The sequence below is a fragment of the Parafrankia sp. Ea1.12 genome (genome assembly GCF_900465275.1).
Lineage (GTDB): Bacteria > Actinomycetota > Actinomycetes > Frankiales > Frankiaceae > Parafrankia > Parafrankia soli.
The window spans coordinates 1-804 of record NZ_UBIZ01000058.1 but is presented as its reverse complement, the minus strand read 5'-3'; the positions used below and the strand labels follow the sequence as shown (position 1 = coordinate 804).

The window sequence follows — 804 nt, the reverse complement described above, 5'->3', positions numbered from 1 at the left end:
CGCCACGCCCGAGCCCTGCTGACAGGACGCCCCGCCGACGCCGACGCCCCGGCCCGCCCGCTGGCGGCGCCCCGACGCAGCCCCGATCATGTGATCGGGAGCACATCGAGACGGTGTCACGGTGCGCCCCGGGACGTCGTCGTCGAGGTGGAACCATCCCACGGCACGCACGATGACGAGGAGGTCACCATGCAGCGCATGGACATGGCGAGCGTCGTACCGAACGCCTACAAGGCGGTGATGGGCCTGGAGAAGTACGTCCGGTCGACCGTCGACGGGACCGTGCTGGAACTGGTGAAGCTGCGCGCGTCGATCCTTAACGGCTGCGCGTTCTGCGTGGACATGCACAGCCGCGACGCGCTCGCCGCCGGCGAGTCGAGCCGGCGGCTGTTCGCGGTCGCCGCCTGGCACGAGTCGCCCTTCTTCAGCGAGAAGGAGCGGGCGGCGCTCGCACTGACCGACGCCGTCACCCGGCTCGGCCAGGACGGCGTCCCCGACGACGTGTGGAACGGCGCGACGAAGGTCTGGAGCGAGGAGGAGGCGGCGAACCTGGTGGTCGCCATCGCGACGATCAACGTCTGGAACCGCGTCGCGATCTCGACCCGCACCCAGCCTCCCGCGACGGTCTGACCGTCCGCGGCCTCGCCGGCCGCGGTCGGGCCGGCCGCGGACGGCGAGGCGGATCGCGAGAACGGTGAACCGTGGCGGCCTGAGCGAGTCCATAGTGACACTCAGCCGCCGCGCATCGCCCCGGACTGCGTCGGGGCATCCGGGGGCGTCGGGATGGCTGGCCGGGGGAGGGTG

At 72.3% G+C, this 804-nt stretch carries 1 protein-coding gene; it reads left to right on the top strand.

Annotation, left to right across the window (positions count from 1 at the left end):
• Positions 1–189 precede the first annotated feature (189 nt).
• Positions 190–630 (top strand): carboxymuconolactone decarboxylase family protein, encoded by a 441-nt coding sequence (locus FMEAI12_RS00295; RefSeq protein WP_112104558.1) that lies wholly within the window; start codon positions 190–192, stop codon positions 628–630.
• Positions 631–804: the final 174 nt, after the last annotated feature.